A 22,296-nucleotide genomic window follows, 5' to 3' on the forward strand; every position below is an offset into this window, starting at 1 on the left:
CAAGTGATAGTGCCTGTTATTGTTGCCGCTTCTGCGCTGCTATTTAGTAGCGCAAGCCTCGCGCACCAATTAAAGAGTTCGGTCACCACCGTACTCTTTAACAAACGAACGCACAACATCGAGCTGATGCATCGCTTTTATCTGCATGACACCGAGCATGCGATTGAACATATTGTTGGCAAGCAGGCTGATATGCTCAATTCCAAATCAGATCAACTTCAGTTTGCTGACTATGTGGCACAGCATGTCGCTATCAAAACACCTGAAAGTGAATCGATAAAGCTGAAAAACGTAGGTTTCGAAGTGGATGGAAAGTTCTTTTGGGTTTACCAAGAAGCCCCCATGCCTGCAGAACCACTTAGCGGCCTACAAATGAGCCACGGTGCCTTGCAGGAGCTTTGGCCGACGCAAGTCAACATGGTCAATATTGAAGGGCAAGGCAAGGTTCGTACAGTGTACTTTGACCAGCAGAATCAGTGGCACACTGTCACCTTCTAACATTCTCCCCCAACCGACGTGCACATCAGGGATGATGTCGGTGTGCGCGTTTTTTCTCGCTTTGTCTCTCAATTAAGATAAACAACGCCCCCGCATTTGAACTGTGATAGTGTGCGATTATCTAGGTTGTTACGTATCTAGAACACATCAAAAAGCAAATAATGAGATGCAACTTACAATGAACAATCCCCTCAAAGGCGTAATTTTTGACATGGACGGTACGCTGTTTAGCTCGAATCTAAACTTTGCCAAGATCAGGGCGCAAATCAATTGCCATCCGAATGAAGATATTCTCGATTTTGTTGCACGCCAAGATAGGGCAGGGCAGTTACGATCAGAACAAATTATTCTCGACTACGAGTTAGCTGATGCGCACCAAGCCAGTCTATTACCTGAAGTCGAAAATTCGGTTACCACGTTATTCAATCGCGACATTCCTATGGCAATTGTCACTCGCAATTGCCACCAAGCAACGCAAATAAAAGTTGCTCGTAATCCTTTGCCTATCGACCTCATTCTCACTCGAGATGACGCTCCGGCAAAACCAGATCCAAGTGCATTGTTGCAAATAGCCCAGCAATGGCAGATTGCACCACAGCAACTGCTTTATGTCGGTGACTATAGATACGACATTGAAGCGGCGCATAATGCCAATATGCAAGCCTGTTTTTACGCACCCCATGCGCTTCCAGAATATGCGCAAAGGGCAGAATACATCATTCAATGTTTCAGTGAATTACCTGTGCTTTTCAAAGATTATGTTAAATAGGCTTTGTTTTTAATTTCGCCTAGCGTTGTTGACGATTTATAAAAACATGGTACTAGCCCAATCAGCCTTGAATTGTTAAAATCCATCGCAGAAATAATATTCAAACTTGAGAGATTGAAAATGGGCAGAGCGTTTGAAGTTCGTAAAAACGCCATGGCGAAGACAGCCGCGGCAAAAACAAAAGTAAACTCAAAATACGGTAAAGAAATCTACGTCATTGCAAAAAATGGCGGTGCTGACCCAGACACTAACCTTTCTCTACGTCGTTTGATCGACAAAGCGAAAAAAGATCAGGTTCCTGCGCACGTAATCGATAAAGCAATCGAAAAAGCAGCAGGTGGTGCGGGTGAAGATTACTCAGCGGCACGTTACGAAGGTTATGGTCCTGGTAACTGCATGGTTATTGTTGACTGTTTGACCGACAACCCTAACCGTACCATCAAAGACGTGCGTCTTCCGTTTACAAAAACTGACTCAAAAATCGGTAGCCCGGGCTGTGTTGCGCACATGTTCGATCACCTCGCTATTCTTGGCTTTGAAGGCGACGATGACGAAGCAGTATTAGAAGCACTGATGATGGCGGATGTTGACGTAACTGACGTTGAGTTAGAAGACGGAAAAGTTTCTGTATTCGCACCACATACAGAGTACTTCAAGGCAAAAACAGCGCTAACTGAAGCGTTTGAAGGTATTAACTTCGAAGTTGATGAAATCACGTTTGTGCCACAAACACACATCGAGATCACAAACGAAGATGATATCGCAAACTTTGAAAAATTCATTAATATGCTAGAAGACTGTGATGACGTACAAAACGTTTATCACAACGCGATCGTTAATAAGTAGCAACGCTCGCAATATAAAGATAAAGCTATTTAACTCAATCACATAGCTTTATCTTAAGCATAAAAAAAGCCGGATTTTCATCCGGCTTTTCTGTGTAAAGGGGCTTTACACAATTAGGACTCTTTGAATAATCGACGATAATGATGCAACAACGGCTCCGTATATCCACTTGGTTGCTCACATCCTTTGAACACCAGATCCATAGCCGCTCTAAACGCAAAACTTTGCGACAAGGATTGTTCATCTTTTGCCATAGGCAGGTAATTAGCATCCCCTGCATTTTGCTCATCAACAACCTTTGCCATACGCTTCATCGTCTTAGTGACTTGCTCGGCGGTACACACATTATGACGTAACCAGTTCGCTATATGCTGGCTTGAGATTCGCAATGTCGCCCTATCTTCCATTAAGCCAACATTATTGATGTCAGGCACTTTAGAGCAGCCAACTCCTTGCTCAACCCAACGCACTACATAGCCCAAAATACCTTGAGCATTGTTGTCTAGTTCAAGTTGAATATCCTCTGGGCTCAAGTGTTGATGATTATCGATAGGTGGCGTTAGCAACGCTGCTAATGAATTACCAGCCAACAGCGGTAAGGTTTTTTGCACAGCAAAAACATCCTTTTGATGATAGTGTAAGGCGTGTAGAGTAGCCGCAGTAGGGGAGGGCACCCACGCTGTATTCGCCCCTGAATTAACATGGCCAATCTTCTGTTCCATCATTAATGCCAACTTATCAGGCATTGGCCACATGCCTTTACCGATTTGCGCTTTACCACTTAAACCGCATTCTAGACCAATGGCAACATTACGTTTTTCATAAGCATCAATCCAAGGTTGCTCTTTAATTTTGGCCTTAGGCAATACAATGCCAGCCTCCATCGCGGTGTGAATTTCATCACCCGTTCTATCAAGAAAACCTGTGTTAATGAACACCACGCGATTTTTCGCTTTTGCTATGCACGCTTTTAGGTTCACAGAAGTTCTGCGCTCCTCATCCATAATACCCATTTTTATTGTGAACGCTGGCAAACCGAGTAACTTCTCAACTTCGCTAAATAGCTGGTCTGTAAATGCCACCTCTTCAGGGCCATGCATTTTCGGTTTCACAATATAAATGCTGTTGGTGCGGGAGTTTTTAAGCGCACTTTTACCCAAAAATTCAGGCAACGCACACAAGGATGTGAAGATGGCATCCATGAACCCTTCGAATACTTCGTTACCTTCGCTATCAACAATGGCCGGGTTAGTCATCAAATGACCCACGTTGCGAACGAACATCAAGCTACGTCCATGCAAGGTCACTTGCGCACCGGATAAGCTAGTAAAATTTTGATCTGTATTTAATGTGCGCGTCAGCGTTTCGCCACCTTTGTTAAATTGGCAGCTTAATTGCCCCATCATCAAGCCGAACCAATTACGATACACATTAGTTTTATCTTCGCCGTCCACTGCAGCGACAGAGTCTTCACAATCCATAATGGTAGTGAGCGCCGCTTCCATAATGATGTCTTTGATACCAGCTTTATCGTCGCGACCAATGCGGTGATGCGGGTTAATCGCTATGATGAAGTGCAGACCATTATGCTTAAACAGCAGTTCAGTGGGGCGCTGCGGCTGACCCTGGTAACCAATGAGTTGCGATTTATCGGCAAGCGTAACCTGTTGCGAGTCACCCAGCGTAACCACCAGTTCGCCGTTGTTAATGGCGTACTCAGTACTTTCAATATGCGAGCCACTGCTCAAAGGTAAGGTCTCATCGAGGAATTGACGAGCAAAAGCCATGACCTTAAAACCGCGTACAGGGTTGTATTCCCCCCCTTGCTCAGCACCTTCGCCTTCACCGATTACGTCACTGCCGTACAAAGCGTCATAAAGTGAACCCCAACGCGCATTCGCGGCGTTAAGTGCAAAACGTGCGTTACTGACAGGCACTACAAGCTGCGGCCCCGCCATGGTAGCGATTTCTGCGTCGACACCTTGGGTTTCAATAGTGACATGCTCAGGAGCTTCAACTAAATAGCCGATCTCTTTAAGGAACGCGGTGTATTCATCAAGGTTATGTTCGGTATTGCCCTGATAGTAGGCATCAATCTGCGATTGCAAGGTATCGCGCTTGGCAAGCAAAGCACGATTGATAGGTGTCAAACGTTTGATGATGTCGGCCACACCTTGGAACAAGGTGTCGGCATCGATAGGCGTATGCGGCAGTACCTCTTGAGTTACAAACTCATACAGGCACGCGTCAATAGACAAACCGCTGTGAGAGATGCGCTGTGTCATGAACAATTCCTTTAAACGAACAAGTTGTTATTTCACTGTAAACGAAAAATCATGAATGTGAACAGCAAAACCATTCATCCAAAATATAGTGGTAATAACAACTATAAATTTAATAAATCACCAAAAAAACGCCTAGTTTAAAAATACGACGCGGCAACCTCTCACATTCGTTGACGCAACACATAACCGTTACTCGTTCAAAGGATACGCACAATGAAACATTACAACGCACAGATCGATAACCTAGCGACTTTATGCCAACAGAACGGCTCAGCATGGGGCACAATCAGCCCAGAATATGCGGCTCGTATGCAGCTACAAAACCGCTTCAAAACAGGTTTGGATATTGCAAAATATACGGCAAAAGTTATGCGTGAAGACATGGATGCATACGATGCTGACTCAAGTAAATACACCCAGTCTCTTGGTTGCTGGCATGGTTTCACAGCACAACAAATGATGATGGCAATCAAGCGTCATCAAAAAACGACTAAACGCAGCTATGTTTACTTAAGCGGCTGGATGGTTGCGGCACTTCGCTCTGAGTTTGGTCCACTACCAGACCAAAGTATGCACGAGAAAACGTCGGTTCCTGCATTGATTGAAGAAATCTACACTTTCTTGAAACAAGCCGATGCACGTGAGCTTGACCACCTCTACAGAGACTTAGATGCAGCGCGCAAAAATGGTGGGGATACTAGCGCTATTGAGGCGCAAATCGATAACTTCGAAACGCATGTAGTGCCAATCATCGCTGACATCGATGCGGGTTTCGGTAATGAAGAAGCAACCTACTTACTCGCGAAAAAAATGATTGAAGCTGGCGCCTGTGCAATTCAAATTGAAAACCAAGTATCGGATGCAAAACAGTGCGGCCACCAAGCCGGTAAAGTTACCGTGCCACACGAAGATTTCCTTGCGAAAATCAATGCGGTTCGTTATGCATTCCTAGAATTGGGCGTTGAAGACGGTATTATCGTGGCGCGCACGGATTCATTGGGAGCAAGTTTGACGCAGAAAATCCCTGTTAGTAAAGAGCCAGGCGACCTTGCAAGTCAATACATTAGCTTCCTAGATGCGCAGCCAATTAACAGTGTTGATGACCTCGAAGACAACGAAATGGCAATTAAACTGGGCGGCAAATTATGCAAACCAGTGCGCCTTGACAACGGCCTATACCAATTCCGTGAAGGCACAGAAAAAGACCGCGTGGTACTGGATTGTGTCACCAGCTTACAACACGGCGCTGACTTACTATGGATTGAAACGGAAAAGCCTAATGTCGCGCAAATCGCAGAACTTGTTAATCGTGTGCGTGAGCAAGTACCTAACGCCAAGCTAGTTTACAACAACTCGCCATCATTTAACTGGACGCTGAAATTCCGTGAGCAAGTATATGCTCAGTGGCAGCAAGAAGGTCGTGACCTAAGCACCTACCCAGATCCAACAAATGATGCAAAAGTCCTTATGGATGCGAGCCTTGATAACTCTGAGCTTGCGAAAGAAGCAGATAAGGCAGTACAAAACTTCCAGCGTGACGGCGCTCGTGAAGCAGGTATTTTCCACCACCTAATCACTCTGCCTACATACCACACTGCGGCGCTAAGCACTGATATCTTGGCTGAAGGCTACTTTGGAGACCTTGGCATGCTAGCGTACGTTCGTGATGTGCAGCGTCAGGAGATTCGCCGTGAGCAAGCTTCTGTGAAACACCAAGACTTAGCAGGCTCGAACATGGGTGATACCCATAAAGAGTATTTCTCTGGTGAGAATGCACTCAAAGCCGGTGGTGAAGCGAATACGATGAACCAGTTCTAATCAAAGTGTGTTGCAAAACGAAGGGCCCAAATGGGCCCTTTTTTGTTGGATCAGATTTTTACCAGCTTTTCCCATCAGCACAAATTACCTTGCCTGAGCATTACAGAACAAATTTTTACTAACTGTCTTGGTCCGGTTTTGACTTTCAAACCACGTTTTTACTAACTGGCTAGACGATCGCAGAACAAATTTTTACTAACTTAACTGAATCACAAACAGCAAAAAGGCCATCAGTTAAGCGATGGCCTTTTCAAATTGATTATTAACAACAATCCAGTTATCTAGCACTGTAGAGTTAGGCTTGATGGCGCCTCAATGGCACCACTGAGCTTTGCTCGATATGGCTATCAGGCTTTGGGTTATCACCTGGGTGTTGAGCAAGTGCGTTGAGTCGCGCGCGGATACTTTGCGCGTCAACCTGAGCAGATTTCGCTGCCTGGTTTAAGCGAGTTCGCACGATATCTACTTGCTGTTGCTGTGGGTCTTGAGGGGCAATTGTGTCCACTGATACACCTTCGTTTGCCATCATTTCTGTCAACGACTCTGACGGTAAATTAAGGGCATTAACAACAATATCTATGGTCTCTTTGAACGTTACTTTTTCAGCCAAGCTAAATGTTTCAAGCGCTTGCTTAAGCTTGGGGTAATCGAGAAAAAGCTGAGCTAAATGATTTTGCAATACCGATTCAGAAGTATCATGATTTGGCTTTTGCAGCGGTGCATAGGCATCAGTAAGTAAACCTTCTTCGCGCATCTTACGGATCAACTCAATGGAAGGCATTTTCAAGTCGGTAAAAACCTGATCCAAATTACGCTTCACACGAATAGCTTCAAGCATGCTTAACCGCGCGAAAGCGCGACTTAAATTATGATGGTCCGTAAGTATCGCAAACATAACGATTCCTGTTATTCAAAGACAAGGTTAGGGTCCGTTTACCAGTGCTGCACGATTAAGCAAAACGGTAAACGGACAGTAACAGCCAAATATTAAAATTTAATTACAGCACCCACACTTCAACACGGCGATTGCGTTCACGCCCTTGCTCACTGTCATTGTTTGCAACAGGCAACACTTCACCAAAACCTTGAGTATCGAACACTGGAATACCACGGGCGTTAAGTTCAGTTGCGACGGATAGAGCACGTTGTGTCGACAAAGATTGGTTCTTATTGTTGTCTCCTGAGTTATCGGAGAAGCCCATTAACACCACTCGTTTTTGCGGATATTCCTCAAGATAAGCTAACAAACGTTGTAAGTCGCGCTTACCCTTATTGTCGAGCTGACCACTGCCATACTGAAATCGGAAGGTGAGAGAAAGGCGCTCACCTTGGTCGGCATATTGTTTATATAAGGCTGGGGCCGTGTTTGGTGCCTTGACCTGTTCAACATGGATATTTTGCGAAATAAGTCCTGTATCAGCGACAATCTCCTGACCCGAAAATGAAATCGCATAGTGTGCAAAGTTCTTCACAAACATGTCTGCGGTAGTCGGGGTATACAAATACAAACGGCGCGACAATGCATAGTCTTCCGTACCTATGGTGAAGCGGGTAGGGTAGATAGGCGCAGTTTGTTGGCCTTCAGACACAGCAATGGCTTTGTTGTGAACAATGTAGTTAAGACCAATGAAACCAATACCAAACTCATCTTGTGATACCAACTGGGAAAGTTCTGAGCTTGATTCAAATCGCTGCGCTGCATCGCTGAGCGAGGCATTGTGTTTCTTCAACACCAAGTTTTTGAATGTATCCCAGGTGCCCGATTTGGCATCCCGAGCATATATATTAATAGGTGCAGAGCTGCCTCCAAGATCTCGCCAGTTGCTAATTTTACCCGAGAACACATCAGCAAGTTGCTGGGTAGTTAAATGGCTAATTGGGTTGTTCTGATTCACTATTACAGCCAAACCGTCCAAGCCGATAATATGCTCATTTCCAACCTGGCTAAAGTCGCCAAATTGCGGTTTCAGGTTGGTAACTTCTTTTTCTTTGACCTTACGTGATGCCATTGCCACATCCGCATTTGCAGAAAGGATATCGGCAAATCCGGTACTGGAACCATGCGCATGTAGCTCAATGTAATAGGGCTTGTCGTTGAGTTGATAATGAAGTTCACGTTCCACAACCACGTTACCCTGTTGCCACTGAAAATCTTCAGCGCCTTGTTCGCGCAAATACCCTTCAAGTAAAGCCGGAGCTAATTTTTCACCTATCGTGTTCGAGCCGTGAATTCTAAAGGCCAACTGCGCTTGCGGCTCTTTCGGGCTGGTGACAACAGTTTTAGCTTGAGCGGTAATCGCCTGCTCTGTAACAGGTATTTTTACATCCTTTTCAACTGGTTGCTGCACATCACTACTTTGCCCCGTAAACACTAAATAGCCAGCGACAACAAGCGCAATAGCAACGGAAGTCGCAGCGAGCATCAAGGCTAAGGAGTTCTTACTTCCTTGTGCTGGTCGCTCTGGTAATGGAGCAATCTCAGGGTTAGGCTTTTTAAGTGCCTCAATCACGCTGTTTAACTCTGAGTCGCCAAGCAAACCCAGCTCACTGAGCACTAAATCCCGATAGTTATCGTCATTGATAAATTTTTCTGTGGCAATTTCAATACCATACTTATTTTGCGCTACACTTTGTAATTGTTTTAGTTGTTCGATAAAACTCTGTTGATGAGGATTCATGTGATCAGGCCCATGTCAATTTTTGGGCTCAAGAATAGAGCAGTTAAATGACACTTTTATGAATTGTAAAGGGGGTTTACGGCACCTTTTTTACATTTAAAACAACAATTTACCCATTTTAAAAACACACTAGGGAAAGATGATGGTAAAGATATCGGGATGGTTGTTTATCGGCAGCGCGATTGCATTTGCAGGCGCAGGGTATTTAGGAGAAATGTTAGGGTTATACGTTGTCGCCGTGGTGTTTTTGGTTATCGGTGTTATTCAAATTATCCGACCCGTTCATGACAGCTAGATTGACGGTGACAATTAAGGAGCAAGTCGTTTCACTCACTCCTCAAGTCGGTGAAAACCAAAAGCCAGTATTTTAGTCGCAGTGCTTCAATTCCAGCTCGGCCTTTTCGACTACAGCTTCGGGTAATTCTTTTTGCACAGCAACCCCCAACTCTTTGAAGTCGTTGGCTTGTTTAATTAAGTTACCTTTGCCGCTGTACAGTTGAGCATAGGCTTTATCGTATGTTTCTCGCGCTTTGTCCAACTGCTTTCCTACACCGTCCATAGACACTAAAAACGCATTCAGCTTGTTATAAAAACGCTCGGCTCGTTTGGCCAGCTCTTGGGTGTGTTTTGATTGATCCTCAAAGCGCCATAGTTGTTTAACAATATTCAAACTCGTCAATAGCGTGGTTGGGGTTGCCACTAGGATATTCTTTTCTATGGCCCTTTGATACAGGTCTGGTTGGTACTTAAGGGCTTCTACGAATGCGCTCTCAATGGGCATGAACATAATTACCACTTCGGGAGAATTTAGCTGATCCAAACGATGATAGTCTTTGCTAGCTAACTCATTAATGCGGTCATTAACTGCCTGCACGTGCTCACTGAGCGCCTGTTGTGCCTCAAGTTCAGTTTGGGCATTCACATAGCGAGTGTAGGCAGCAAGAGAGGTTTTAGCGTCGACAACGATGTGCCTGTCTTTTGGCAAATATACCACTACATCAGGGCGAAAGCGGCCTTGTTCAGAGTCTAAACTGACTTCACGGCGATAATCCTGATTTAAACGCAGCCCAGCGCTGTCTAAGACGTTTTCGAGCATTAACTCGCCCCAATTACCTTGAGTCTTCTTTTGGCCTTGTAAGGCCGTAGAGAGGCGTTCTGCCTGCTCAGTAATGGATTGGTTGAGCTTCTGAAGATGGATCAGTTCAGCTTTGAGTGCCGCTCGTTGTTGTAGTTCTTGCGCATGGATGTGCTCCATTTTATCGCGAAAACCTTTGAGCTCTCCTTGCACCGGCTTAAGTAGTTGTTCAATACTTTCTTGGTTGAGGTGCTTAAATTGCTTTGATTTGTCTTCAAACAGCTGATTGGCGAGTAAAGAAAACTCTTTTTTAAGCACTTCTTTGGAATCTTGTAACAGTGTAAGTTGCTGCTCAAAATGACTTTCTTTTTGCTCTAGTGTGGCCTTTATCGATTCATAACGGCCATGTAGAAGCGTCACTTTTTGCTGCAGCTGATTTACATTGTCTCTTTCAGATTGTGCTTGTTGCTGTAAATCATCGCAACGCACTGAGGCGCTTTGCAGCTGGTTTTGTAATTCACTCAATTGCTCTTGATAGCGCAATTGGTCCTGTGATTCTTTGTTTTTTAAACGATTCACCCGAATAGCTAAATAACCACTTAGTGTAAAAGTAACAGCTAAGGCTCCGAGTAGGGCGGGGGTGTTTTCAGACAGAAGAGCGATCATAGTGATCTCGCGTTTTTATTATTGTCTATAAGAGATAATACCAATTGTATCAGGAAAGTAACTACTTGCCGTTGTTGAATAAAGGCAAAAAAAAAACCAGCTTACAAAGCTGGTCTTAAAATCAAAATAATCAGGGAAATCAACATAGGGTGCTTGCATCACAAGCATAATAGTAGAGTCGCCATTTGCGAGAAAGTTCACAAATAATTACGGTTTTTCTGTATTTTCTAGATTTAACATTTCAAGCAATTGATTATCATCAATTTTTTTATCTGATAATAATGTGCCATTTAGGAACTCATCCACCAAGTTGCGCTTTTTATCCGCCAGTGCCATCACTTGCTCTTCGACTGAATTAGCCATGATCAGCTTATATACAAACACCGATCTATCTTGACCCATACGATAGGCTCTATCGGTAGCTTGATGTTCAACTGCTGGATTCCACCATGGATCAAAATGAATTACGGTATCTGCTTTAGTTAAGTTGAGGCCGCTGCCACCGGCTTTTAGACTTATCAGAAAAACACTTTTACGCCCTTCTTGGAAGTCATCAACCTGCTGCTGGCGATTACGAGTCTGGCCAGTTAATAATGCGTAATCAATGCCAATTTCTTCGAGTTGGCGGGCTATCAAACGCAACATTGAGGTAAACTGGCTGAATATAATGACGTGATGATTTTGCACGAGCATCAATGGCAAGTGCTCTTTGAGCCACACTAATTTAGCGCTACTTTGTTCGTACTGCTCATCAACCAAGTGTGGATGGCAGCAAATTTGCCGAAGTTTTAGAAGCGCATCAAGAAACTGTAGTTTGCTTTTGCCCATACCTTGGGTAGACACAAGATGGCTCAGTTTATTATGCAGCGCTCGGTGGTAACTTTGGTATATCTTCGCCTGCTCGGGCAACATCTCCAATTGCTTAACCAATTCGGTTTTACTTGGCAATTCAGATAACACATCAGCCTTAGCACGACGTAACAAATAAGGCCGGATCACCTGGCTTAGCGCATTGCGCCCAAATAAATCTTGTTCCACAAAGTGGCTTCGAAAAGCGCTGTCGGAACCCAGTAAGCTTGGCATGGCAAAATCAAATACGGACTTGAGTTCGAGGAGGTTGTTCTCAAATGGCGTGCCGCTCAATGCCAATCGGAATCGCGCTTTGAGTTGCTTAACCTTCTGGCTCAACTGAGCTTGGGCATTTTTGATAGCCTGCGCCTCATCGAGCACTATAGTGTGGAAATCGACACCATGATAAAAGGCGAAGTCACGTTTGAATAAGGTGTACGTGGTGATAATAACCTTACACTTGTGCAAGTTACTTAGCGTAGCCACACGATTAGTTCCGCCAACTACTTGAACTGGAATTTGCGGCGCAAAACGTGAGAATTCATTGAGCCAATTTCCAACTAAACTGGTTGGGCAGATAATCAAGTGAGGTTGGGATATCGACTCCTCCAAGGAGCTAAGATAGGCAATTACCTGCAGAGTTTTACCTAAGCCCATGTCGTCGGCCAAGACTGCGCCTAAGCCTTGAAAAGACAACAGCTGCAACCAGTTAACACCCGCTTGTTGGTATTCTCTTAGGGTGACATTTTCATTTAGATTGACGGGACGCAAAGAGGCCAAGGTCGGCTTTTTCAACAAAACCTCGATACCACCCTCGATTTCGGTCTGCCAAAACTCGCATTGACTAATATCCTCAAACAAACTGCGTGGGATTGAGCAGAAACTGCGATTAGGTGCATCACCGTAGCGCTTGAGGTACTCAAGCATTTGTGTCGCCGCGTCAGCATTACAGGCAAAGATTGCGTGTTCACTTGCTACATAAAAATGCTCGCTACTGTAGGCCCCCACATCTTCTAACATTTGCTGGGTCAATAAAACAGTTTGCTCATCTAGGGAAAGCTGAAAATAACCAGTGAGGCGATGGCCTTTAAGGCCTTTGAGAGTCAACTTAGCTTTGCAATGTTGGACTTTTTTCAGCCCAGTTCTGGGCACATTGAGTAAACGCCCCCCAAGCGCTGACAGTCGGTTAGCGATTTCAAATAACTGTCGAGAAAGCTCCATCTGCTCTGAACAAGTCAGCAAATATAGGCTGCGTAAAGCCCCTTTACATGACTCAAACCCAAGATTGCTCAATGTCGATTCAGTTGGTAATTGCCCTTCAAGCTCAACAAAAAAAGGAGCGTGTTTAGTGATGAATCTTACTGTGAATTGGCTTTTTGGCTTTTTTTTTTGGCCAAGGCTCAAAACAGGACCCAGTTTTTTATTAATGCGCTTAGTAAGGTCTTTTACATCGTCAATAAGCACTTCAGGGAATTTACCCAACTGCTTTATTTGCTTCGCATCTAGGTGCGTTTCTAAGGCAATAACTTCATTATTATGCACATCCAAATAATGAGGAGGGGAGGTGTTAAGAACACAGCCAAAATCAAAATCAGGAATGTTCGTAACTATGCTGGCTTTGTCATTTTCGTAGCACCAAGAGTACTCAAGGCGCAGAGGTTTGCCCGCTAAGAGAGGTTCTCGGTTCTTGCCAGCAAACAGACGACCTCGGCTTAACAGTTGATGTAACGCGCGACTCCCCCAGAGGCCTGATAGCGATGTTTGTCCGGGCATATTCTGCGATTTAACCCAACTAAACAGCCGAAAATCATCTTCGTCTAATCCTTTGGGAGTGACTTGCGCGTGCGCTTGCTGCTCGGTTAAAAAACGACCTTGTGAAACCAGCCCCTCAGGAGAATTAGGAGTCATCTTAGGGATAAGCTGTAAAGCACCATTGTGATGTTGAAGTTCAAAAAGTAGCACGAACTCACTGGCAGGCGGTGCTGCAATTGCTTCACCCAATTCCCCGAACCAGTCTTCAATTTGATATTGGTGCGCAAATTCTCCTTGGCTTTGCAATTTTAACTGCAGTAAAGCGCTAGCTACATGCTTACAGCGTATTTTTGCTGAACAACTGCAATGAGCCTCAATTTCAGGGGGTGTTTTGGCACAATTAATGGTGATTTGTTGGTCAAACGTTGTGCCATCATCATCCATAACTTGGGCATCAACTTGTGTGTAGTCATCATTGCTCTTTACCCAGAGGATTTGTTCATCACGCAACATTTGTTGTGCGCGACTATAAACACCTTTGGTGAACATATTTTTGAGCATTTGTTCAGAAAAAGGAAAGTCAGCGCCTTGCGAATTGATTTCCGCAAAGACCGCGAGTAAGTCTTCCTTAGTGAACGACGACGACATGAGCCAACCTACAAACTGAAATAGGCCAGTATATCTGTTTTGCAGAGCAGGAAAAAGCCCTCGGGGGCCTTACCAGAGGGCAAATAAAATAAAAAAAGCCTCTGTCGTGAACAGAGGCTCTGAAACCAACTGAAAAAGTGGATATTAGTTAAAACTCTCTAGCACTTTGGCTAACTGAGAAAAACGTTTATCTGTCATAACCTTATTATCAATTCTAATAGTCAGGTCACCGCTTTTACTGTGCTTTTGAATGCGAACGAAATCATTATCAAGCTTGATGTCTTCATTGCGTTTAACAGCCAGCGGTGCTTCACACAGGTATTTCGTCACTGCTAGGGCTGCTTTATCATCAGTATCGAATTCACTGTCTTCAAAAGCGCTTACACAGCTTTCGACACGCGCGTTAAAGTCACTTTCATCCTTCTCTCGCGCTTGTATAAGCTTCTTCGCGACTTCGCGGCCAACGTGATTAGCCGTTGGGTAGAGGGCCAGCACTTCTTTAGGAAGGCACTCATAAGCCTTGATGGCATCGGCAATCGCAGTGTGGGAGACGCCTTCAATTTGCGCAATTTCTCGGTAAGATCCCTTCTTACCCTGAAGCTTGAGGTCTTCACGAGTGGATGCATAGGCTTGACCTAATTCCCACAAGCTTGGCGCAATATACTGGTCAGATGAAACAGCGAGTATTTTGGCGTCTTCGTCGTTAAAGTCAGGCGAACTAAGCACCAAATAATCAGCCTTTGCCAAAATACAGGCTTTACGGCGACGCGATCCAGCTAGAACAAACAATCCATCATCATGCTCCCACGCAAGCGCGGGGTGTTGGTTGCGTCCATCTTCAGTAATAGCTGGGAGAATGTCCGCCACCGATTTTTCGGTTAATAACGCCTGCACGCGTCTATTCTTGCCATACACTTTTGTTCGGCTTTCAATATCAGCATGAGGGATCACTTGGCAAGTCAGGCGAATCATGCGGTTTGGATCACTTGGTGAAGGCATACTGATTACATCACCGGCACGCGCTTGCTCTAATAATTGATCCAAACTGCTACTCTCAACTGCCGTTGCAAATGGGTCTATTCGGGTATCGTTTTTGCGTTTTTTTACCATGGTAATGCCTTACTGAGCAGCTTTTAATTGTGATTGTGTAGACACCCAATTGGAGCGAATGAGCATTTCTAACTCATCAACCACATCTTTAATATTTTCTTGTGCTTTAACCAAAGACTCTCTGCTAGCGAGGCTATCAGAAGTTTTTTGGTCAAAAATAGTATTGAATGACGACGAACTGGCCGTAATCGCGCTGCTATGGTTAATTGGATAACTCATTACTTGTCTGCCAAATGCGGAGCGCACATCTTTAACTATGTCTCGTTGTGAATGATTCCCTTTAACATAGTTAGTCACTAAAAATTGCATGAAATCCCAACCATCGTGACCTAGTGCAGCAACGGTGTGATATATCTCACCCAAACGCTTGAGATACTTATTGTTCGCATCAAAATCAACCGCTTCTGGATGAACAGGAATTAGCATGGCTGTAGAAGCCATTAATGCGTTATAAAACATAAAGTTAAGAGAAGGAGCTGTATCAATTAAAATAACATCAAACTGATCCTGAACGGGCTCGATGACCTTCTCTAAAAGCTTATGATAATGACGTGTTGAATCGTAATCACCACTCTCTCTCAACGCGGTCGCTATTTCGTGTTCAAAATAGAAATCATCCATACCAGAGGGGAGAATACGGATGTTTGGAATATGCGTTGGCAAAAAAGCATTACTCACTATATCCGTCCATGTTTCACCATCTTCAAGCTCAATACAATCACGCATTAAGTCTCCAACAGTAATAGGATCGGGCTCTCCTGGTGGGAAAAAGCTAGAAGATGACCCTTGCGGATCTAAATCAATAATGCCAATTCGATAACGCTTAATGTTAGTAGTGGCTAACGCTGCAGCAATGTTTACCATACTGGTCGTTTTTCCACATCCACCTTTAAGTGAATTAATAACAATGACTTGTAATTTATCAGTCGCAGCGCGGTGATCTGGATTGATCCCCATGACTTCAGCCATTTGATAAATATTTGCTAGGGTATACGCATAATGGCCATTGGCGCCTCTTCGAATTTCAATGTGATCGAAATCCCCTTGATCGTGGCGGCGTTTTAACGTTCGATTGTTACAACCTAACAGGTCAGCAGCTGCTTTTTGTGTGTAAGTACGGAGCTCTTTTTCATCAGATTTTAAGTGAGCTCTGTAATGTTGGATTCGTCCTTCTAAGGATTTTTCGGCAACATCTGCAGTAGCTTTTAGTAATTGGTAGGTATTTAGCGCACTTTGTTTAATTGTCATACTTGTATCCCTAACGTTGAGCTTCAAGTATAATGTCCACTTCTTTTGCTGTAAACAGATATTTAAGACGACATTACATAAAAAACAAGAAAGATATTTACTGATAACTTTCCTATAAGGTAATAAGACGTTTAAATTAGTTTAATATATAAGGTAATAGAAGGTTAAAGAGCCAAAAAGAGAACTTAACTAACTGTTTTTATTTGATTTAATTGTTTTTATTAGATCATAGTTTTACTTGGTATAGATCTGATTCCTACTAAGTGGCAGATCAGACTTTTACTGAGCCTGAAAATAATATTTAAGTTATTCACAGTTTTGAAACAAAGATATCCACAGATATGCCCGTTCAGATCACTTTTTTACCAAGATAAAGACTTCACTTATACACAACTGAGAGCCTTTAAGTGACTGAATAGTAATAATAGATCTGATCTTTACCTGCTATAGATCAGATCTCTACTAAGTGAATCCACAGTTATCAACATGGGCATCCAATTGAATATCTAATTTGGATAAAAAACATTCGATACAGACGAGAAAGTAACTTTAAGCGGGGAAAAAGAGAGCTTAAGTTGGTAAAAAACTGATCTGAAGTAAGCTTGTTAGTAAAAACGTGATCCAAAAAAGGCGATATGAACATAATTCAGACGTAAAGTTAGTAAAATAATGATCCGGATGATTTATCCATCGATTGGATCAGATTTTTACTAACATAGAAGATTAACTTTTTGTTCTAGATGTGTTGATATAACCCTTAGCATCGATAGCAATGGAAAATAATAATGAACCGCAAGGTAAATATCTCGGTAGAAAACTTACCAGACTCTTTGCGAGGCCAAATCAATGGCGTTGAAAGTGCAACGGATAATGAAAACTTAGCGTTATTCACAGACAATAAAGACGTACGAATCTCGATTGAAAGCTCAATGCACGGCTTAAGAGCCTATTCGAATACGTTTAATCACTATGATCTGTGGGGACGATTTGTTCGTTCTGGTCACAAAAAACTGCCGCTTGAAGATGCACCGAAGAAAACCATAATCACCCGAAGAATATCTGAGAAAGTAGATGGTATTCTTTATGAAGGTGAAATTAAAATTACTCCCGCTGTTGTTAGCACCCGTCAAGAGGGTGAAGAAGTTGAGTGCCTGGTATGGCCTTCAGACAGAGAAGAGAAAGTAGAGCGAGCGCTGATCCGATTAGCGTCTAAAGGCAAGATTGTAAAAATCAATTTTAAATCTGGCATCCAATACGCAGTTATCTTTTCAATGAACGAATTAGCTCAAGAATTGAAAGCGGTTGGTCAATCAATGCCATACCCGCAAATCAAAGAATCTTTGGAAGCACTTCAAGGTTCCAAGCTTTCATTCAAATATACGGCAACGGATACAAAAAACTCCAACATAGATGACTCTTTTTATGAGTCGAATATGAATTTCTTAAGCTCATTACACTTCAGTGGTAAAAAAGGGCAGGGCGGTAATGTTAAGTGCGTTGCATGCTTAAACGCATTTGTTCACAACATGATCGATAACCTTGAATACAAAGGTTACTATTTCAACCGTGCACAAGAATTAAAACGCGGTTTATCGCGTTGGATGATGTTACGTTTATATCATCTTTGGCGATATGCTGCCCCAGGGAAAACGTATCATTTTCGCCTGTTATCCATCATGGAGAAGTATGGAACTATCTATGCTGATGATGAAATTACAGAGAATAAACTCAAAGCATTGCGCCGCGATATGACAACCACCATGAAAGACCTGATCGATAAAGGTGCTATTTCTGATTACTCCATTTCGAATGTGAAGGAAGACAGCACGGGTAAAATTATCGATTACGTTTATGAAATGCATCCTTCGGATGAGTTCTGTGAAGAAATCCTAACGCTAAACAAGCAAAACAAGCGCATAGAGATACAAGGCGGTAAGCGCATCGTTGAAAATGCTGAAATTATCGACGAAGACCGTTTAGAAGAAATCGTAGAGAAGTAATACGTAAAGCCTACTATTCTACTAGCCCACAAAAGTGGGCTTTTTAACATAACAAAAAGTAAGTTTGTACTTACTCACCTTTGGCTAAATAAAGGCGTTCAACGAGGTATTCATGCTCTTGTTTACGCGGGTCTGATTTAGGCTGATAATTTGTTAAGGTACCAATCTTCAATTCGGGATTGTCATCAAACACTAAGAATGGCAACGCTCCGCTGACATGGTAACGGCGGTTATCCGCAAATCTAACGTTCACTTCCGGAGTGACACGAATGGGTCTACGAATACGAAGTTTTTCATTCTCACTCAAACTGGCAACTTTACGTTTTTCTTGTTCTACGAGCTGTTGCCAATGTGACTGATCTATCATTCTAGGATTTGAATAAGCGCTGCTTCTTTCTAACATAGTAAGCGCTAACTTACGTGTAAGAGATTTAGTCGAATGCTTCGTCATCCAGGTGAAGCGAATAGAGTAGGGGTCGTTGGCCTGATAATGGATTTGTCTGTAGAAAGACAAGGTCATCAAACCGGGAACGGCACTATGCACTGCGTCAAAGCGAGCATCATTATTATCCAACGTCAGCACCAAATTTTTAAACTCAGTTTTAAGAGCATTAATTTTTGATAAATAGGGCTCAAAAACTTCAAAATAACGTTTAGGCAAACACGCAATACCTGGATGGCGCTTGGCTAATCGCCCACTTTGGTCTTTATCCCTTAGAAAATCTAGATATGCACGTTTAATTTGCCCGAGTGCGAGTTCACCACTTATGTGATTGACTTCAATATTGGTGAGAGGTTTAGACTCTAAGTCAGCATTTGGCATAGGAAGTTTGAAATAATCCAATTGTCTAAACTCGGACTCTTGTAGCTGCTGACAAAAACCTTCTAAGTATTCATTAGTTAAATCAAAAATACTACGCAGCTTTGTTTGAACATTTGCCATATAAAGAACACATCATACCTTTTCATATTTATAGTTTAACCGCTAGCGACCTTGGTTTCACTAATTTAATTAAATATCCAAATGCTGAGGTGTGTATAAGCATTATAAATTGTATGATGTGTTCATTGGTATGGACTTTATAACTCCAGATGTGTTTTATTAAGTTTTTGATACATCAAAGGGGAGTTAGTATGAGAATAATGTTTGTTTGTCTTGGAAACATATGTCGCTCACCTACGGCACATGCTATTGCCGAGACTATTGGGAAACAACGTGGTGACAACTATGTCATATCAAGTTCGGGGACGTCGGCATACCACATTGGTCAAAGCCCTGATCCGCGTTCGGTTCAATGCGGACTATCTCGAGGATACAACCTAAATCATATCCGCGCACAAAAGCTCGAGGTTCAGGATTTCTACACTCAAGACTATATATTGACAATGGACCAGCAAAATTATCTAGATGCAAAGGAAATCATGCCAGATGATGCCCACGCAAAATTGATGCGGTTAATGGAATTCCATCCGGATTCAAGTGTAAACGACGTTCCAGATCCCTACTATGGTGGGACAAAAGGCTTTGACGAGGTCGTTAGCTTATGCGAAGTAGCAATTACCAATCTGTTTAATGAGTTAGGTTCAAGTTAAATCATAAGCTGAGAGTGCGCCTTTGGCACATATTGTATGATGTGTTCATTATTTCAGTATTACATATACCTTTTTATTTACCCAAATTTGGGCTTTTACCCTTGCGTCAGGGCCCGCCATTCGGTACTTTCGACTGTGAGGTAACAATAGGAATGAGGAAAATTTAAAAGTGAAACCTTGGAGCCCAAATAGTTGGAGAGACTTCCCAATAGTCCAACAACCAACTTACCCTGACGAGAGTCAATTAAGTACCGTTGAAAGTGAACTTAACAGTGCGCCACCTTTGGTATTTGCGGAAGAGACACGCAGTCTTTTCAAGCAACTAGAAGACGTCTGTGAAGGTCGTGCATTTTTACTGCAAGGCGGTGATTGCGCAGAGTCGTTCGCAGATTTTAATGCCGCGAACATTCGTGACACATTTAAAACGCTACTACAAATGGCTGTTGTTTTAACCTATGGCGGTAAGTGTCCAGTAGTAAAAATAGCGCGTATGGCAGGTCAGTTTGCCAAACCACGCTCTAGTGATTTAGAAACGATTGACGGTGTTAGCCTACCTTCTTATCGTGGCGACATTATTAACAGCTACGAATTCACAGAAGAAGCACGCGTCCCTGACCCTCAACGTTTAATGAAGGCTTATCATCATAGCGCTTCCACATTGAACTTGCTGCGCGCGTTCGCTCAAGGTGGTTTAGCAGATTTACATCAGGTAAATCGCTGGAATATGAGTTTTGTTGCCGCTAATCCACTAAAGGAAAAGTATCAACAACTCGCTGATCGAATTCAGGATGCTCTCGAGTTTATGGAAGTTTGCGGTATCAACTCCACAAACGCACCTTCATTAACCGAGACGTCTCTTTACACTTCTCACGAAGCATTGCTGCTTGGTTATGAGCAAGCGTTAACGCGTCGCGACCACTTAAGTGGGGATTGGTATGATTGCTCAGCACATTTCGTATGGATTGGTGAGCGTACTCGTCAACTTGACCATGCACACATCGAATTCTTCCGTGGCATCAAAAACCCAATAGGCGTAAAAGTGGGCCCAGGAATGGACCCTGACGATTTGATTCGTTTAATTGATGCAGTCAATCCTGATAATATTCCAGGCCGTTTGACTTTGATTACGCGTATGGGAGCAGATGTTTTACCTGAAAAACTGCCAGCACTAGTTCGTCGCGTTCAACAAGAAGGCCGTAAGGTCATTTGGAGTTCTGACCCAATGCACGGTAACACGGAAAAGGCGAGTTCCGGCTATAAGACACGAAGCTTTGATAACATCTTACGTGAAATAAGCCAGTTCTTCGCAGTGCACAAGGCAGAGGGTTCGTATGCCGGCGGCGTACATTTAGAAATGACTGGCCAGCATGTTACTGAATGTACTGGTGGCGCTTATGGGTTATCTGATGATGACTTGGCACAACGTTATCGCACGCAATGCGACCCACGTTTGAATGCCGACCAGGTACTTGAACTAGGATTCTTAGTCGCGGACTTACTCAAAGATGCTCGTGCATAAATCATAGTACTTCAAAAAAGCGCCCCCGAGGCGCTTTTTTAGTATCGGACATTTAATACATTTAGTATTTACGGCGTTGTAGCCCCGTCTCTGCCATGATTTTGGCAGACATTTCCTCAACTGAGTGATGCGTAGAATTATAATGCGGTATGCGAAAACGTTTATACATCATTTCAACTTCTCGTATTTCTAAACGGCATTGACGCAACGATGCATATTTTGAATTAGCCATACGCTCGTTACGAATAGCCGCGAGACGTTCTGGCGCTATCGTTAAACCAAACAGTTTGTTTTTGTATGGTTGTAAACATTTGGGGAGCTCACCTGAGTCTAAATCATCAGGCGTTAGCGGATAATTTGCAGCTTTAATTCCATATTGCAGTGCAAGGTACAAACTTGTTGGTGTTTTACCACTTCGACTCACCCCTACCAAAATCACGTCCGCTTGTTGATAGTCTTTAATATTAGCGCCATCATCATTGGCCAACGCATAGTTAACCGCTGCTATACGGTAATCATAACTTTGCTCGTGAATACTGTGGGTACGGTGAACTTTAGGTACGGGCTCGACGCCCAATTCATTTTGAAGCTGATTACTGAATGTCGCTATAAAGTCATAGCACACAGCGTCACTTGAGAGAATAATCTCACTCAACTCTGGATTTACAAAGGTAAAAAACACAATAGGTTTTTCATTACTTTTTGTCGCCGCTTGTTCTATTTGTTTCTTTACTTCAAGGGCCTTTTTTTTCGTTTCAACAAAAGGAATAGTAGTGTGTTCAAACTCCATCGGAAACAGTGACAAGGTCGCATTACCAAAAACCTCGGCAGTGATGGCAGTACCATCTGAAATGTAAAATGCGCTGCGCATATGGGTCCTTTTTTTAATTAACACCGGATAAACCGACTGTTGGCGGTTTACGCATGAGTGTTTGCCAGTGT

At 43.2% G+C, this 22,296-nt stretch carries 17 protein-coding genes; 8 read left to right on the top strand and 9 right to left on the bottom strand.

Annotation, left to right across the window (positions count from 1 at the left end):
• Positions 1–9: 9 nt before the first annotated feature.
• The 3 genes from V1358_RS09990 to V1358_RS10000 all read left to right on the top strand — a co-directional run bounded on the left by V1358_RS09990 (position 10) and on the right by V1358_RS10000 (position 2,113).
• Positions 10–498: a DUF6702 family protein gene (locus V1358_RS09990; RefSeq protein ID WP_440589707.1), complete on the top strand. Its 489-nt coding sequence runs from the start codon at positions 10–12 to the stop codon at positions 496–498.
• Between the two features lie 178 nt (positions 499–676).
• A complete protein-coding gene (locus V1358_RS09995) occupies positions 677–1,267 on the top strand; it encodes an HAD family hydrolase (RefSeq protein WP_347393455.1) in 591 nt (196 codons plus the stop codon).
• Between the two features lie 120 nt (positions 1,268–1,387).
• On the top strand, positions 1,388–2,113 hold the full coding sequence (locus V1358_RS10000) for a YebC/PmpR family DNA-binding transcriptional regulator (protein ID WP_347389837.1): 726 nt from the start codon (positions 1,388–1,390) through the stop codon (positions 2,111–2,113).
• Between the two features lie 113 nt (positions 2,114–2,226).
• On the opposite strand, the gene V1358_RS10005 is transcribed toward V1358_RS10000, so the two are convergent.
• Positions 2,227–4,398, bottom strand: coding sequence for a malate synthase G (locus V1358_RS10005; protein ID WP_347393456.1), 2,172 nt, complete (start codon positions 4,396–4,398; stop codon positions 2,227–2,229).
• A gap of 213 nt (positions 4,399–4,611) precedes the next feature.
• Between V1358_RS10005 and V1358_RS10010 the strand changes: the two genes are divergently transcribed.
• Positions 4,612–6,216 carry an isocitrate lyase gene (locus V1358_RS10010; protein ID WP_347393457.1) on the top strand — a complete coding sequence of 535 codons (1,605 nt, stop codon included), beginning with the start codon at positions 4,612–4,614 and terminating at the stop codon, positions 6,214–6,216.
• Positions 6,217–6,511: 295 nt separating this feature from the next.
• On the opposite strand, the gene V1358_RS10015 is transcribed toward V1358_RS10010, so the two are convergent.
• Positions 6,512–7,111, bottom strand: coding sequence for a hypothetical protein (locus V1358_RS10015; RefSeq protein WP_347393458.1), 600 nt, complete (start codon positions 7,109–7,111; stop codon positions 6,512–6,514).
• Positions 7,112–7,214: 103 nt separating this feature from the next.
• Positions 7,215–8,894, bottom strand: coding sequence for a substrate-binding domain-containing protein (locus V1358_RS10020; protein WP_347393459.1), 1,680 nt, complete (start codon positions 8,892–8,894; stop codon positions 7,215–7,217).
• 142 nt (positions 8,895–9,036) lie between these two features.
• Here V1358_RS10020 and V1358_RS10025 point away from each other — a divergent pair, with 142 nt between their 5' ends.
• On the top strand, positions 9,037–9,189 hold the full coding sequence (locus tag V1358_RS10025; protein WP_347393460.1) for a hypothetical protein: 153 nt from the start codon (positions 9,037–9,039) through the stop codon (positions 9,187–9,189).
• A 72-nt stretch (positions 9,190–9,261) separates the two neighbouring features.
• Here the strand turns inward: V1358_RS10025 and V1358_RS10030 are convergent, their stop codons facing one another.
• The 4 genes from V1358_RS10030 to V1358_RS10045 all read right to left on the bottom strand — a co-directional run bounded on the left by V1358_RS10030 (position 9,262) and on the right by V1358_RS10045 (position 16,242).
• Positions 9,262–10,635 carry a DNA recombination protein RmuC gene (locus V1358_RS10030; RefSeq protein ID WP_347393461.1) on the bottom strand — a complete coding sequence of 458 codons (1,374 nt, stop codon included), beginning with the start codon at positions 10,633–10,635 and terminating at the stop codon, positions 9,262–9,264.
• Between the two features lie 207 nt (positions 10,636–10,842).
• Positions 10,843–13,884 carry an SNF2-related protein gene (locus V1358_RS10035; protein ID WP_347393462.1) on the bottom strand — a complete coding sequence of 1,014 codons (3,042 nt, stop codon included), beginning with the start codon at positions 13,882–13,884 and terminating at the stop codon, positions 10,843–10,845.
• 144 nt (positions 13,885–14,028) lie between these two features.
• Positions 14,029–14,994, bottom strand: coding sequence for a transcriptional regulator (locus V1358_RS10040; protein ID WP_347393463.1), 966 nt, complete (start codon positions 14,992–14,994; stop codon positions 14,029–14,031).
• A 9-nt stretch (positions 14,995–15,003) separates the two neighbouring features.
• Positions 15,004–16,242 (bottom strand): AAA family ATPase, encoded by a 1,239-nt coding sequence (locus tag V1358_RS10045; protein ID WP_347389846.1) that lies wholly within the window; start codon positions 16,240–16,242, stop codon positions 15,004–15,006.
• A gap of 785 nt (positions 16,243–17,027) precedes the next feature.
• Between V1358_RS10045 and V1358_RS10050 the strand changes: the two genes are divergently transcribed.
• Complete coding sequence (locus tag V1358_RS10050) at positions 17,028–18,242, top strand: replication protein A (RefSeq protein WP_347389847.1); 1,215 nt, start codon at positions 17,028–17,030, stop codon at positions 18,240–18,242.
• A gap of 70 nt (positions 18,243–18,312) precedes the next feature.
• Here V1358_RS10050 and V1358_RS10055 read toward each other — a convergent pair whose 3' ends face one another.
• Positions 18,313–19,185, bottom strand: coding sequence for a DNA replication terminus site-binding protein (locus V1358_RS10055; RefSeq protein WP_347393464.1), 873 nt, complete (start codon positions 19,183–19,185; stop codon positions 18,313–18,315).
• A 191-nt stretch (positions 19,186–19,376) separates the two neighbouring features.
• On the opposite strand from V1358_RS10055, the gene V1358_RS10060 reads away from it, so the two are divergent.
• Both V1358_RS10060 and V1358_RS10065 read left to right on the top strand, forming a co-directional pair.
• Positions 19,377–19,835, top strand: a complete 459-nt coding sequence (locus tag V1358_RS10060) for a low molecular weight protein-tyrosine-phosphatase (RefSeq protein ID WP_347393465.1) — start codon at positions 19,377–19,379, stop codon at positions 19,833–19,835.
• Positions 19,836–20,004: 169 nt separating this feature from the next.
• A complete protein-coding gene (locus V1358_RS10065; RefSeq protein WP_347389850.1) occupies positions 20,005–21,354 on the top strand; it encodes a class II 3-deoxy-7-phosphoheptulonate synthase in 1,350 nt (449 codons plus the stop codon).
• A 61-nt stretch (positions 21,355–21,415) separates the two neighbouring features.
• Here the strand turns inward: V1358_RS10065 and ppsR are convergent, their stop codons facing one another.
• Positions 21,416–22,225 (bottom strand): posphoenolpyruvate synthetase regulatory kinase/phosphorylase PpsR, encoded by an 810-nt coding sequence (gene ppsR / locus V1358_RS10070; protein WP_347389851.1) that lies wholly within the window; start codon positions 22,223–22,225, stop codon positions 21,416–21,418.
• Positions 22,226–22,296: the final 71 nt, after the last annotated feature.

Source organism: Pseudoalteromonas pernae, from assembly GCF_039831865.1.
GTDB lineage: Bacteria > Pseudomonadota > Gammaproteobacteria > Enterobacterales > Alteromonadaceae > Pseudoalteromonas > Pseudoalteromonas pernae.